General features: G+C 74.1%; 10 protein-coding genes. 6 read left to right on the forward strand and 4 right to left on the reverse strand.

The genetic code is table 11. The features are described from left to right. Window positions 1-11: 11 nt before the first annotated feature. From ndk to ACFU5G_RS13575, 3 genes are all read left to right on the forward strand, one after another. Complete coding sequence (ndk, locus tag ACFU5G_RS13565; protein ID WP_020016878.1) at window positions 12-485, forward strand: nucleoside-diphosphate kinase; 474 nt, start codon at window positions 12-14, stop codon at window positions 483-485. Window positions 486-604: 119 nt separating this feature from the next. After that, window positions 605-4438 carry a chromosome segregation protein SMC gene (gene smc, locus ACFU5G_RS13570; protein ID WP_377245091.1) on the forward strand — a complete coding sequence of 1278 codons (3834 nt, stop codon included), beginning with the start codon at window positions 605-607 and terminating at the stop codon, window positions 4436-4438. A gap of 153 nt (window positions 4439-4591) precedes the next feature. Next, window positions 4592-5158: a hypothetical protein gene (locus ACFU5G_RS13575; protein ID WP_377245094.1), complete on the forward strand. Its 567-nt coding sequence runs from the start codon at window positions 4592-4594 to the stop codon at window positions 5156-5158. Window positions 5159-5191: 33 nt separating this feature from the next. On the opposite strand, the gene ACFU5G_RS13580 is transcribed toward ACFU5G_RS13575, so the two are convergent. From ACFU5G_RS13580 to ACFU5G_RS13595, 4 genes are read right to left on the reverse strand one after another with little or no spacing between them, the layout of a single operon-like run. Next, complete coding sequence (locus ACFU5G_RS13580; RefSeq protein WP_377245097.1) at window positions 5192-6001, reverse strand: ABC transporter ATP-binding protein; 810 nt, start codon at window positions 5999-6001, stop codon at window positions 5192-5194. After that, the gene (locus ACFU5G_RS13585; protein ID WP_377245100.1) at window positions 6001-7071 is read right to left on the reverse strand and encodes a FecCD family ABC transporter permease; all 1071 of its coding nucleotides are present in this window, start codon (window positions 7069-7071) and stop codon (window positions 6001-6003) included. Before ACFU5G_RS13585 ends, ACFU5G_RS13580 begins: the two co-directional genes overlap by 1 nt. After that, a complete protein-coding gene (locus tag ACFU5G_RS13590; RefSeq protein WP_377245103.1) occupies window positions 7068-8087 on the reverse strand; it encodes a FecCD family ABC transporter permease in 1020 nt (339 codons plus the stop codon). Before ACFU5G_RS13590 ends, ACFU5G_RS13585 begins: the two co-directional genes overlap by 4 nt. Continuing rightward, window positions 8084-9133 carry an ABC transporter substrate-binding protein gene (locus tag ACFU5G_RS13595; protein WP_377245106.1) on the reverse strand — a complete coding sequence of 350 codons (1050 nt, stop codon included), beginning with the start codon at window positions 9131-9133 and terminating at the stop codon, window positions 8084-8086. The genes ACFU5G_RS13590 and ACFU5G_RS13595 overlap by 4 nt, the downstream gene beginning before the upstream one ends. Before the next feature lie 190 nt (window positions 9134-9323). On the opposite strand from ACFU5G_RS13595, the gene ftsY reads away from it, so the two are divergent. The 3 genes from ftsY (at window position 9324) to ACFU5G_RS13610 (ending at window position 12492) form a co-directional block, all read left to right on the forward strand. Beyond that, window positions 9324-10523 (forward strand): signal recognition particle-docking protein FtsY, encoded by a 1200-nt coding sequence (gene ftsY / locus ACFU5G_RS13600; protein WP_377245109.1) that lies wholly within the window; start codon window positions 9324-9326, stop codon window positions 10521-10523. 289 nt (window positions 10524-10812) lie between these two features. Next, window positions 10813-12111, forward strand: a complete 1299-nt coding sequence (locus ACFU5G_RS13605) for an ammonium transporter (RefSeq protein ID WP_377245112.1) — start codon at window positions 10813-10815, stop codon at window positions 12109-12111. A gap of 42 nt (window positions 12112-12153) precedes the next feature. Continuing rightward, window positions 12154-12492, forward strand: a complete 339-nt coding sequence (locus tag ACFU5G_RS13610) for a P-II family nitrogen regulator (RefSeq protein ID WP_377245115.1) — start codon at window positions 12154-12156, stop codon at window positions 12490-12492. Window positions 12493-12591: the final 99 nt, after the last annotated feature.

Below are 12591 nucleotides of genomic sequence, written 5' to 3' on the forward strand. Positions count from 1 at the left end.
AGGGTTGGGGCATGACCGACGTCGCAGAGAAGACCCTGCCCACGGAGGCCTCGACGCAGCCCGTGGCCGAGCGCACCCTCGTCCTCGTCAAGCCGGACGGCGTCCGCCGCGGCCTGTCCGGCGAGGTACTGCGCCGCATCGAGACCAAGGGCTACACCCTGCGTGCCGTGGAGCTCAAGCACGCCACGACCGAGCTGCTGGCCGCCCACTACGCCGAGCACGAGGGCAAGCCGTTCTACGCCCCCCTGGTCGAGTTCATGATGTCGGGCCCGGTCCTGGCCGTCGTGGCCGAGGGCCAGGGCGTCATCCCCGGCTTCCGTTCGCTGGCCGGCGCCACCAACCCGACCGACGCCGCCCCCGGCACCATCCGCGGTGACCTGGGCCGCGACTGGGGTACCAAGGTGCAGCAGAACCTGGTGCACGGCTCCGACTCCGCCGAGTCGGCGGCCCGCGAGATCTCCCTCTGGTTCCCCGAGCTGGGCTGAGCCGCCCCGCCCCGTACGTTCCGCCGAAGCGGCACCCCGCCGAAGGGCCCGGGTGCCGCTTCGGCGTATCCCTGCCGTATGTCCGACGTTCAGCCCCTCTTCACCGTTAGGCTCTCCGAGTGCACCTCAAGACGCTCACGCTCCGGGGCTTCAAGTCCTTCGCGTCGGCGACCACCCTCGAGCTCGAGCCGGGCATCACTTGCGTGGTGGGCCCGAACGGCTCCGGCAAGTCCAACGTGGTCGACGCGCTCTCCTGGGTCATGGGCGAACAGGGTGCCAAGTCGCTCCGCGGCGGCAAGATGGACGACGTCATCTTCGCCGGCACGTCCGGCCGCGCGCCCCTGGGCCGCGCCGAGGTGGCGCTGACGATCGACAACACCGACGGCGCGCTGCCGATCGACTACACCGAGGTCACGATCTCCCGCACGCTGTTCCGCAGCGGCGGTTCCGAGTACGCGATCAACGGCAACAGCTGCCGGCTGCTGGACATCCAGGAGCTCCTGAGCGACTCCGGCATCGGCCGCGAGATGCACGTCGTGGTGGGGCAGGGCCAGCTCGACGCCGTGCTGCGCGCGACGCCGGAGGAGCGGCGCGGCTTCATCGAGGAGGCCGCCGGCGTCCTCAAGCACCGCAAGCGCAAGGAGAAGGCGCTCCGCAAGCTCGACGCGATGCAGGGCAACCTCGCGCGCCTGGGCGACCTGACCGCCGAGCTGCGCCGCCAGCTCGGCCCGCTCGGCCGGCAGGCCGAGGCGGCCCGCAAGGCACAGACCGTGCAGCGCGACCTGCGGGACGCGAAGTCCCGCCTGCTCGCCGACGACCTGGCCCAGCTCACCGCGCAGCTCGAGCAGGAGAGCGCGGACGAGCGGTCGCTCAAGCAGCGGCAGGCCGAGACCGAGGAGGCGCTGACCGAGGCGCGTGGCCTGCTGGCCCGCCTCGAGGCGGCGACGTCGGCCGAGTCGCAGCAGGTCAGCCAGGCGGGCGACACCGTGTTCGCGCTGTCCCAGACCCGGGAGCGGCTGCGCAGCCTGCAGTCCCTGGCGGGGGAGCGCGCCCGCCTGCTCGGCACGTCCGAGCCCGCCCACCAGGGTCAGGACCCCGACGACCTGGAGGCGCAGGCCGCCCGCTCGCGCGCGAGCGAGGAGGAGCTGGCCACCGAGGTCGCCATCGCACGCGAGACGGTCGAGTCCGCCGTCGACGTGCGGGCCGAGGCCGAGGCGGCCGCCCAGGCCGCCGAGCGGTCGCACGCCGCGCTGCTGCGTGCCGCCGCGGACCGCCGCGAGGGCCTGGCACGTCTGGCCGGCCAGGTCGCCGCGCGACGCAGCCGCGTCGAGGCCGCGCAGTCCGAGCTGGACCGCCTGCGCGACGCCCTCCTGGAGGCCGAGCAGCGCGTCGAGGAGTCCTCGCGCGACCTCTCGGCGCTGGAGACCGAGGTCGGCGGGGTCGAGGGTGGCGAGGAGGGGCTCGACGTCGCCCACGAGGCGGCGGCCGAGGTGCTGGAGCTGGCCAAGGCCGAGGTGCGGCACCTGCAGGAGCAGGTGACCACGGCGCAGCGGGACCGCAGCGCCGCGGCCGCGAAGGTCGAGGCCCTGGAGCTGAGCCTGGACCGCAAGGACGGCGCGGGCACGCTGCTCGCGGCGCACCAGCCGGGCGTCCTGGGCTCGGTGGCCGCGCTGCTCGGCATCGAGGCGGGTTTCGAGGACGCCGTCGCCGCCGCGCTCGGCCCCGTGGCCGACGCCGTGGCCGTGGCCGGTGTCGACGAGGCCGTGGACGCGCTGCGCCTGCTGCGCGACGAGGACGCCGGCCGGGCCAGCCTGGTCGTGGGCTCGGAGCGCACGGCGTCCGCCGTCGAGCGCCCCGCCGTCGACCTGCCCGCGGGCACCCGCTGGGCCACGGACGTGGTCCAGGTGGCCGGTCCGGCGTCGGCGGCGCTGCGGACGATCCTGAGCGACGTCGTGGTCGTGGACGACCTGGCTCGCGCCCGCGCGCTGGTGCGCGACCAGCCCGTCGTGGCCGTGACCCGCGCCGGTGACCTGCTGGGCGCCACCCGGGCCTGGGGCGGCTCGGCCGCCGCGCCCAGCGTGCTGCACCTGCAGTCGGCGCTGGACGAGGCCAAGGCGGCGCGCGACGAGGCGGCCGCCCGCGAGACGGACGGCTCGGCCCACCTGGAGCGCGCGCGGACCGAACGCACGGCCGCCCAGGAACGCTACGACGACACGCTCGCCCGCCTCGGCGAGGCCGACGCCGCCCGCGCCGCCGCCGCGGAGCAGCTCGGTTCGCTGGGCGCCGCCGCCCGCGCCGCCCGCGCCGAGGCCGACCGGCACCGGGCCGCCCTCGACCAGGCGCAGTCCCGCCGGGCCGAGGACGAGATGGAGCTCGAGGCACTCGTCGAGCGCATGACCATCGCCGAGGAGGAGCCCAGCGACGACGAGGGCTCGGTCGACGAGCTGCAGGCCGAGCGGGACGAGGCCACGGCGGCCGCCTCGGCCGCCCGGGCGCGGGAGACCGAGGCCCGGCTGGCCCTGCGTACCGCCGAGGAGCGCGCCCGCGCCGTGTCGGGCCGCGCCCAGGCGCTGGCCGCCGCCGCCGAGCAGGAGCGCGAGGCCCGTGCCCGCGCCGCCGAGCGCGAGGAGCTGCGCCAGAAGGACGCGGCGCGCGCCGTGCTCGTGCAGCAGGCCGTCGCGGTGGCGCTGGAGTCCATCGCCCGCTCGCTGGACCGGGCCGCCGCCGACAAGGCCGCCGCCGAGGAGGCGCGCGCCGCCGGGTCCGAGCAGCTCGTGGCCGTGCGCGGCAGCGTGGAGTCGCTGACGGCCGAGCTGCGCGAGCTGACCGACGTCGCGCACCGCGACGAGGTGGCCCGCGCGCAGCAGCTGCTCCGCCTGGAGCAGCTCCAGACGCGCGCCGCCGAGGAGCTCGGCACGGACCCTGAGGTGCTCGTCGAGGAGTTCGGCCCGCACCAGCCCGTCCCGGTCTACGAGGGGGACGTGGCGGTGCGCGGGCGCAAGCGCCGGGCCGTCGTCGAACGCGACGAGGAGGGCAACCCCATCCGGTACGAGGGCGACCCCACGCTGCCCCGGGGCGCCGCCGCCCGCGAGGACGCCCTGATCGCCCGCACGCGCGCCCTGCACGAGGCCGGGATCCGGCCCGACGACCCTGCGGCTACCGCGGTGATCGTCGCGGCGGCCGGCGCCGAGCCCCAGGAGGCCCCGGCCGAGGACGAGGCAGCGCAGGCCCCCGTCGACGACGCCCCCGGCCCGCCGAAGCCCGACCGCATGGTCCCGTACGTGCGCGAGGAGCAGGAGGCCCGGCTGGCCAAGGCCGAGCGCGCGCTGTCGCGCATCGGCGCCGTGAACCCGCTGGCGCTGGAGGAGTTCGCGGCGCTGGAGGAGCGGCACCAGTTCCTGGTGGACCAGCTCGCCGACCTGAAGAAGTCGCGCGAGGACCTGCTCCAGATCGTCGACGACATCGACGAGCGCGTGCAGCAGGTGTTCGCGGAGGCGTTCCAGGACACGGCGGCCAAGTTCCTGGAGATCTTCCCGCGGCTGTTCCCGGGCGGCGAGGGCAAGCTCACGCTCACCGATCCGGGCAACCTGCTCACGACCGGCATCGAGGTCGAGGCCCGGCCCGCGGGCAAGAAGGTCAAGCGGCTCTCGCTGCTCTCCGGCGGGGAGCGCTCGCTGGCGGCCGTCGCGTTCCTCGTGTCGATCTTCAAGGCTCGGCCCAGCCCGTTCTACATCATGGACGAGGTCGAGGCGGCGCTGGACGACACGAACCTCGGCCGCCTCATCGAGATCTTCAAGGAGCTGCAGAAGGACAGCCAGCTCATCGTGATCACCCACCAGAAGCGCACCATGGAGGTGGCCGACGCCCTCTACGGCGTCACCATGCGGGGCGACGGCGTCACGACGCTGATCAGCCAGCGCATGGGCGACCGCGAGGCGGTCGGCGCTTCATAGCGGTCACCGCCCTCATAGAGGGTGATTTTTCGCACGTCGCCGCCGGGAACGCCCAGGTCTGCGGTATTTCTCCTGACGAAAGACTCGTCACTCAGCGGCGTGTCGCACGCTTCTGCGCGGCGGGACGGGACAGGACACGACACAATAGGGCCCATGTGGTGGTCGGTCATTCTGCTCGTGGTGTGCCTGGTGCTGGCCGTTGGGGTCTTCGTCGTCGCCAGTCAGATGGACGCGCCCTCGAGCAGCACCACCGAGGAGTTCTCGTTCCTCCAGTGGTTCCGGTCCGGCCTGGCTCGTCTGCGCGGCGACGACCAGCGGCGCCGGGACGGCCGGCGGCACGGCGCGTCCGCCGTCGCCACCCACGCGGTCGGGGCCCCGTCCGTCTGGGTCGGCAAGCCGCGCGTCGTCCGGCCGGACACCTCGCCCGTCGACATGGGCATGTCCGAGTTCTTCGCCGCCACGATCGAGTCCAAGCCGGGCTACGTCGACGCCGAGGAGCTGACCGACGTCCTCGGCCGCGCCCGGGACCAGGCCCAGAAGACGCTGCACGTGCCGCTGGGCACGGTGCCGCTCAAGCCGGCCAACTTCGTGCCCGGCCAGCTCCGCGCGGTCCGCCCGGTGCGGTCGGTGGAGAAGGTCGCGCCGCAGAACGTGACGCAGCAGAAGGTCACGCAGGAGCCGCCGTCGGCGGACGCGGGGCCGGCCCAGGCCGCCAGCTAGGCGGCCGCCGGGCCCCAGCCCGGGCCCCGGTCCTCAGTCCTGCACGGTGTGGTGCGGCACGATCACGGGCGTTCCCGTGCGCGGGTCCGTCAGGACCGACGCCTCGACCGAGAACACCTCGCGCAGCAGCTGAGGCGTCACCACCTCGCCGGGCGCCCCCTCCGCGACGATCTCGCCGTCGCGCATCGCCACGATGTGGTGCGCGTACCGGCAGGCGAGGTTGAGGTCGTGCAGCACCATGACCACGGTCCGGCCGTGGTCCCGGTTGAGCGTGGCGACCAGCTCCAGGACGTCGAGCTGGTGGGCCATGTCGAGGTACGTGGTGGGCTCGTCCAGCAGGAGCAGGTCGGTCTCCTGGGCCACGGCCATCGCGATCCAGGCGCGCTGCCGCTGCCCGCCGGACAGCTCGTCGACGTCGCGCGCCGCGAGCTCCGCGGTGCCGGTGGCGCGCAGCGCGCCCTCGACGGCCTCGGTGTCGCCCTCGCCCCACTGGTGCCACCAGCTCTGGTGCGGGTGGCGCCCGCGGGAGACGAGGTCGCGCACGGTGATGCCCTCGGGCGGCACGGGGGACTGGGGCAGCATGCCCAGGACGCGCGCCACCTCGCGCGTGGGCTGCTCCGAGATCGCCCGGCCGTCCAGCAGCACCGTGCCGCCCGCGGGCGGCATCAGGCGGGCGAGGCCGCGCAGCAGCGTGGACTTGCCGCACGCGTTGGGCCCCACGATGACGGTGACCTGCTGGTCCGGGACGTCGAGCGACAGCTCGCGCACGACGGTCCGGTCGCCGTAGCCCAGCGTGACGGCGTCCGCCCGCAGGCGGGCCGCGGACGTGGCGGTGGTGGACATCAGGGGGTCCCTCTCGTCGAGCGGCGGCGCTGGAGCAGGTAGAGCAGGTAGGGCGCGCCGACCAGACCGGTCAGGACGCCGACGGGGAGCTGGGCGGGCAGCGCCGTGCGCGCCACGGTGTCCGCGACCAGCACGAGCAGCGCGCCGGCGGCCCCCGCCAGGACGGGCGGGATGTCGGGGACGCCGGCGACCCGGCGGGCCACCTGCCCGGCCACCAGGGCGACGAACGCGACCGGTCCGGCGGCCGACGTGGCGAGCGCCGCGAGGCACACCGCGATCACCAGCAGGGCGCCGCGGGCGCGGCCGGGGCGAACGCCCCAGCCGGCCACCACCTCGTCCTCGAACAGCAGGGCGCGGTTGGTGCGGGCCAGCACGAGCGCCGCGGGCAGCAGCACGGCCAGACCGACCAGGACGGGCGTCGCCTCGCCCCAACCCCGCGCGTTGAGGCTGCCGGTGAGCCAGGCCGCCGAGCGCTGCGCGTCGTAGACGTCGATGCGCGTCAGCAGGAACTGCGTCAGGGCGGTGAGCGCGGCGGACAGGGCGATGCCGACCAGGAGGATGCGGCGGCCCCGCAGGGCGCCGTCGCGGCCGAGCACTGCGATCAGGCCGGCCGCGGCGAGGCCGCCCGCGAGGGCGGCGACCGGGATCGGCACGATGCCCACCGGGCCGCCCAGGGAGCCGACGGCGATGACGCCCACCACCGCGACCGAGGCGCCCGCGCTGATGCCCAGGACGTCGGGGCTGGCCAGCGGGTTGCGCAGCACGCTCTGGCTCAGCCCGCCGGCCACGCCGAACGCGGTGCCGACGGCCAGGGCGAGGACCACCCGGGGCAGCCGGACCTCCTGCACGGCGTAGAGCGTGTTCTCCGGCCCGAGGCCCCGGAGCGCCTGCCACAGGGCGGCGGGCGCCGTGGCCTGGTCGCCCAGGCTGAGGGCGAGCGCGGACACGAGCGCCACGAGCACGAGGGCCCCGAGCACGGCGGCGACCACCCGGCGGCGAGGCCGGGGGCGGGGGAGCAGCCGGTGCGCGGCGCCCGTGCGGTTGCCCGGGCGGGTGTCGGTGGCGGTCATCGGGCCCGCTCCTTCGCGCGTCGCGTCAGCCAGATGAAGAACGGCGTGCCGAGCAGCGCCGTGACCACGCCCACCTGGACCTCGGCCGGGCGGGCGACGAGCCGGCCGACGACGTCGGCGGTGACCAGCAGCAGCGGTCCCAGCACCGCCGAGAGCGCGAGCACGCGACGCACGTCGGTGCCGACGAGGGCCCGCGCGACGTGCGGGATGACGAGGCCGACGAACGCGATCGGGCCGGCCAGCGCCACCGCGGTGCCCGACAGCAGCACCACGGCCACCCCCGCCAGCAGGCGGGTGCGGACGACGGGGACGCCGAGCGCGGCGGCGGTGTCGTCGCCGAGCGCGAGCGCGTTGAGCGACCCGGAGACGACCACCGCCAGGACTCCGCCGACCACGGCCGGCACGAGGGCCGAGAGCAGGACGGCGGGGTCCGGCAGGTTCAGCGCGCCGACGACCCAGAACCGGTACTGGTCCATGGTCGAGGCGCTGAGCAGCACCGTCGCCGAGACGGCGGCGCCGAGGAAGGCCGTCATGGCCATCCCGGCCAGGGTCATGTTCACGGGCGTGAGCCCCTCGGGCGACCGGCTCGCGAACAGGTACACGGCGGCGGTCGCCAGCGCGGCGCCCGCCAGGGCGAGCAGCACGCGGGGCGTGCCCGCGCCGAGGCCGAGGAACACGCTGCCCGCGACCACCGCGACGGCGCCGCCGGCGGAGATCCCGAGCAGCCCCGGGTCGGCCAGCGGGTTGCGGGTGACGGCCTGCGCGAGCACGCCGGCCACGCCGAGGGCGACGCCGACGAGCAGGCCAAGCAGGGTCCGGGGCAGCCGCAGCTCCCAGATGACGGTCGCGGCGACGCCGTCGTGGCCGAGCAGCCCCGCGAGCGTCTCGGCGGGGGAGAGCACGCGGGCGCCCACCGTGATGCCGGCCAGCGCCGCGACGACGAGCAGCACGAGCGCGGTCAGCAGGACCGCGGTGACCGCGGTCCTGCTGCGCGCCGTGGTCCGGGACGTGCTCACCGCTGGTCGGCGGCGATGGTCTCCAGGTCGTCGAGCACGAGCCCGGCCCCTGTCACGCCCAGACCCAGGTACCACGTGTCGTCCGGCACCTCGCGGACGACGCCGCCGTCCGCGACCGCGGGCACCTGGTCCCACAGCGGGCCGTCGACGACCGCGGCCTGCTCGGTGGCGTCGGGCTGGCCGTAGGTGCCCCAGAGCAGCCAGTCGCCCTCGGCCAGCGTGATCTCCTCCGCGGAGATCTCGACGGCGAGGTCGGCGATGTCCTCGGTCTCGGGCCGGGGCAAGCCGGCGTCGGCCAGGACGATGCCGATGAACGAGTCGTTGGCGTACAGGCGGATCTGCCCGGCCATGAACCGCAGCATGGAGACGGTCGGGGCCTCGCCGCCGTTCGCCGCCACGACCTCGGCGCCGACCTCGCCGGCCCGCTCCTCGTAGGCGTCCAGCAGCTCCTGGGCGCGCTCCTCCTCGCCCACGGCCGCGGCGTTGAGCAGGAAGTTCTCCTTCCACAGCACGCCGGGGCGCGGCGCCAGCACGGTCGGCGCGATGTCCTGCAGCTTGGCCTTGAGGCCGTCGTCGTCGATCCGCAGCGACGTGCCGAGGATCAGGTCGGGCTCGAGGTTCTTGATCTGCTCGAGGTCCAGGGCGTCGTAGGCCCCGAGGTCGACGGCGTCGCCGACGTCCAGGTAGTCGGGCGCCATATCGGCGTCCGCGGGGTGGGCGATGCCGACCGGCTCGACGCCCAGGGAGACCATGTTGTCGAGCTCGCCGGTGTCGAGCACGATCACGCGCTCCGGCTTGGCGGGGATCTCGGTCTCGCCCACCTCCTCGTTGGCCACGAGGTTGCGCACGGTGCGCGGGAACTCGCCCGGCGCCGCGTCGGTGCCGAGCCGGGCCGCGAGCTCGCGGACGTCGTCGAACCCCTCCTGGCCGGTGGCGACGTTGGACTTGTTGTCGCCGGTGCCGGCGTCGGCGGTGCCGCCGCAGCCGGTGAGCAGGGCGGCGCCCACCACGAGGGCGGCGAGGGAGGCGGAGACTGCGCGGGGCATGGGTGTTCCTCAGGGTTCTCGGACGAAGGATGCTGCACGGCCGCGGGTCGCAGGCGGCGCGGTCGTCGCGCTCGGGCTCTCGGCGAGGTCACCCTACACGCGGAGATTAGGGGACCCTAACTCCGCCTGGCGGCAAGGCCGGCCGCCCGGGCTCCCGCAGGGGTCTCCGTGAGATGAAAGAATCTGGGGCGTGAACGAGCTTCCCTGGATCGAGATCATCTCCGCCGTCGTCGTCCTCGCGGGTGGTGGCGGCCTCGCCGGCGTCCTCGTGGCCCGCCGGCGGAGGCGCACCGAGGACCAGGGCGACGCCTCGTCGGCGGCCGGGACGACGACGGCGCCGTCTGCCACGGCAGAACCGGACACGGCCGAGCCCGTCACGGCCGGGCCGGCCACGGCCGAGCCGGACACCGCCGAGCCCGCCGCGCCCGCCGCGCCCGTGCTGGAGCGGCCCGCCCCCACGGCCGGCCGCCTGGTGCGCCTGCGCGACCGCCTGGCCCGGTCGGGCTCGCCGCTGGGCGCCCGCCTGCTGTCCGTCCTGTCGCGGGACTCGCTCACGGAGGACGACTGGGACGAGATCGAGGAGGAGCTCCTCCTGGCCGACGTCGGCGCCGGCCCCACCACGGAGCTGCTCGACGCCCTGCGCACCAAGGTCCGCGTGCTGGGGGTCCGCGAGCCCGCCGCGGTGCGCGACCTGCTGCGTGCCGAGCTCGTGACGCTGCTGCAGCCGGAGCTGGACCGCACCCTGCACACCGACCCGCGCACCGCCGAGGACGGCACGCACCTGCCGGCGGTCACCCTCGTGGTGGGCGTGAACGGCACGGGCAAGACGACGACTGTCGGCAAGCTGGCCCGCGTGCTGGTGGCCGACGGCCGCAGCGTGGTGCTCGGCGCCGCCGACACCTTCCGCGCGGCGGCGGCGGACCAGCTCACCACCTGGGGCAACCGCGTGGGCGTGGAGACGGTGCGCTCGGACCGCGAGGGCGCAGACCCGGCGTCGGTCGCGTTCGAGGCGGTCGCGCGCGGGCGCGACGAGAAGACGGACGTCGTGCTCGTGGACACCGCGGGGCGCCTGCAGAACAAGGCCGGCCTGATGGACGAGCTCGGCAAGATCGTGCGGGTGTCCAGCAAGGTCGCCGCGCCCAGCGAGGTGCTGCTGGTGCTGGACGCGACCACCGGCCAGAACGGGCTGTCGCAGGCCCGGGTCTTCGCGGAGGTCGCCGGCGTGACCGGCATCGTGCTGACCAAGCTCGACGGGACCGCCAAGGGCGGCATCGTGGTGCAGGTGCAGCGGGAGCTCGGCGTGCCGGTCAAGCTCATCGGCCTCGGCGAGGGCCCGGACGACCTGGCGCCGTTCGACGTCGAGGAGTTCGTGGACGGCATCCTGGGCTGACTTCCGGTCAGGAATGCCTCTTCGAATGGCACGCCAATGGTCGGCGTCCACCATGTGAGAAGTGCATGTAAGCGTCAAGTTACAAACGCATGGCGGACAAATAACCGGCCGATCACGGTTGGGTCGAAAAATTCGCCCAACCGGGACTTGAAATGAGACGTTTACATGCTCCCCGGCTGCGTCACGCATCCGTAACCTCGATGCGGGTCGCGTGTAACGGCTTCCCGCGACGGTAGTCGCGGTGGGCCGAGTCACCAGGACCGGTCCGGGGAGAGAGGCATTTTCCGCGATGGAATTCGAGCTCGATACGGGCAACACCGCCTGGCTGATCACCGCCTCCTCGCTCGTGCTGCTGATGACGCCGGGTCTGGCGTTCTTCTACGGCGGCATGGTGCGGGGCAAGAGTGTCCTCAACATGATGATGATGAGCTTCGCCTCGATGGGTGTCGCCGGGCTCATCTGGGTCGTCTACGGCTACGGCCTGGCGTTCGGCCCCGACATCGCCGGCTTCATCGGCAACCCGGCCGGCCTGATCGGCCTCACGATCGACAACGCCGCCAGCCCCACGACGGCCATGGGCATCCCGGGCCTCGTGTTCGCGGGCTTCCAGGCGACGTTCGCCATCATCACGGTGGCCCTCATCTCCGGCGCGATCGCCGACCGCGTCAAGTTCGGCACCTGGATCGTCTTCAGCGCCATCTGGGTCACCGTCGTCTACGCCCCGCTGGCCCACTGGGTCTGGGGCGGCGGCATGTTCGGCGCCGACGGCTGGCTCGCCTCGGCCCTCTCGCTGCCCATCGACTTCGCCGGCGGCACCGTGGTCCACATCAACGCGGGTGCCGCGGCCCTGGCCCTGGCCCTCGTGATCGGCAAGCGCAAGGGCTTCGGCACCGAGGCCATGCGTCCCCACAACCTGCCGTTCGTCATGCTGGGCGCCGCCCTCCTGTGGTTCGGCTGGTTCGGCTTCAACGCGGGCTCCGAGCTCGCCGCCGACGGCACCGCCGGCCGCGCCTGGGTCAACACGCTGGTCGCCACCAGCGTCGCGATGCTCGCCTGGATGGTCACCGAGAAGTTCCGTGACGGCGCCGCCACCTCGCTGGGTGCCGCCTCCGGTGTCGTGGCCGGTCTGGTCGCCATCACCCCGGCCGCCGGCACGGTGGACTCGTGGGGCGCCATCGTCATCGGCCTCGTCGCCGGTGTCCTGTGCTCCCTCGCGGTGGGCCTCAAGTACAAGTTCGGCTACGACGACTCGCTCGACGTCGTCGGCGTGCACCTGGTCGGTGGCCTCGTCGGCACCATCCTGATCGGCCTCTTCGCCACGAACGGCCGCTACGACTCCTTCTACTTCGAGGGTTCGCTGAACGGCCTCTTCTACGGTGGCGGCGTCACGCAGCTGCTCACCCAGATCGTCGCCGCGCTGGTCGCCGTCGTCTACAGCTTCGTGCTCACCTACATCATCGGCCTGGCGCTCAAGGCCACCCTCGGCTGGCGCGTCTCCGAGGAGGCCGAGGTCAGCGGCATCGACCTCGCGGTCCACGGGGAGACGGCGTACGAGAACTCCGGTTCCACCATCACCGAGGTGCGCTGACCGTACTACGGTCCAGCTACCCGACTGCTTAGGAGGCAGCGCATGAAGCTTGTCACGGGTGTCATCCAGCCCCACCGCCTCGACGACGTGAAGACGGCGTTGGAGAGTGCCGGGGTGCGCGGTATGACCGTGAGCGAGGCCAGCGGCTACGGCCGACAGAAGGGCCACACCGAGGTCTACCGTGGTGCTGAGTACACCGTGGACCTGGTGCCGAAGGTCCGTGTCGAGGTGCTCGTCTCGGACGAGGACGTCGCCGCGGTGACCGAGGCGATCGTCGGCGCGGCCCAGACCGGCAAGATCGGCGACGGCAAGGTGTGGGTCGTCCCGGTCGAGGACGTGGCCCGCGTGCGTACCGGCGAGCACGGCGACGCCGCGCTCTGATCCCGGGGGCTCTCGACAACGCATGACAACTGACCCGGTGCCCGAGGGCACCCGGGAGCAGGCGGAGGCCCCGCACCCCCCAGCCGCTGTCTCTTATAC

The sequence above is a fragment of the Promicromonospora sp. NPDC057488 genome, assembly GCF_042802395.1.
Taxonomy (GTDB): Bacteria; Actinomycetota; Actinomycetes; order Actinomycetales; family Cellulomonadaceae; genus Promicromonospora.

Excerpts from the sequence above, each read along its gene's own strand:
- ndk (WP_020016878.1), top strand. The coding sequence starts at position 12 with ATGACCGACGTCGCAGAGAAGACCCTGCCCACGGAGGCCTCGACGCAG.
- ACFU5G_RS13575 (WP_377245094.1), top strand. The coding sequence starts at position 4,592 with ATGTGGTGGTCGGTCATTCTGCTCGTGGTGTGCCTGGTGCTGGCCGTT.
- ACFU5G_RS13580 (WP_377245097.1), bottom strand. The coding sequence starts at position 6,001 with ATGTCCACCACCGCCACGTCCGCGGCCCGCCTGCGGGCGGACGCCGTC.
- ACFU5G_RS13585 (WP_377245100.1), bottom strand. The coding sequence starts at position 7,071 with ATGACCGCCACCGACACCCGCCCGGGCAACCGCACGGGCGCCGCGCAC.
- ACFU5G_RS13595 (WP_377245106.1), bottom strand. The coding sequence starts at position 9,133 with ATGCCCCGCGCAGTCTCCGCCTCCCTCGCCGCCCTCGTGGTGGGCGCC.
- ACFU5G_RS13605 (WP_377245112.1), top strand. The coding sequence starts at position 10,813 with ATGGAATTCGAGCTCGATACGGGCAACACCGCCTGGCTGATCACCGCC.
- ACFU5G_RS13610 (WP_377245115.1), top strand. The coding sequence starts at position 12,154 with ATGAAGCTTGTCACGGGTGTCATCCAGCCCCACCGCCTCGACGACGTG.